Raw genomic sequence first — 496 nt, 5'->3', positions numbered from 1 at the left:
TGTTGAGAAATAACACATGGGCAGTTAGCTCAGTTGGTAGAGCAACGGACTCTTAATCCGTGGGTCCAGGGTTCGAGCCCCTGACTGCCCATAAGTAAGTGCTTAGTAGTATTTAACTACTAAGCACTTTTTGTTTACTTAGCACTTGTAATAGCTTTTCAATTATGATATATTATTATCTGTTGTTGAGAAATAACACATGGGCAGTTAGCTCAGTTGGTAGAGCAACGGACTCTTAATCCGTGGGTCCAGGGTTCGAGCCCCTGACTGCCCATAAGTAAGTGCTTAGTAGTATTAACTACTAAGCACTTTTTATTTACTAGGCACTTGTAATAGCTTTTCAATTATGATATATTATTATCTGTTGTTGAGAAATAACACATGGGCAGTTAGCTCAGTTGGTAGAGCAACGGACTCTTAATCCGTGGGTCCAGGGTTCGAGCCCCTGACTGCCCATAAGTAAGTGCTTAGTAGTATTAACTACTAAGCACTTTTT

Annotated in this window: 3 tRNA genes; all 3 read left to right on the top strand. The window is 40.5% G+C overall.

Annotated elements, in window-relative coordinates:
• The first annotated feature begins 18 nt into the window (after positions 1 to 18).
• The 3 genes from TT13_RS10890 to TT13_RS10880 all read left to right on the top strand — a co-directional run bounded on the left by TT13_RS10890 (position 19) and on the right by TT13_RS10880 (position 456).
• Positions 19 to 91 (top strand) — tRNA-Lys (locus TT13_RS10890).
• Between the two features lie 110 nt (positions 92 to 201).
• Positions 202 to 274 (top strand) — tRNA-Lys (locus tag TT13_RS10885).
• Positions 275 to 383: 109 nt separating this feature from the next.
• Positions 384 to 456: transfer RNA gene (locus TT13_RS10880), tRNA-Lys, on the top strand.
• Positions 457 to 496 lie beyond the last annotated feature (40 nt).

It is taken from the genome of Weissella oryzae SG25 (assembly GCF_000691805.2).
GTDB lineage: Bacteria > Bacillota > Bacilli > Lactobacillales > Lactobacillaceae > Weissella > Weissella oryzae.
Note: the sequence above shows the minus strand (reverse complement) of the source record. Positions and strands in the feature narration are given on the sequence as shown.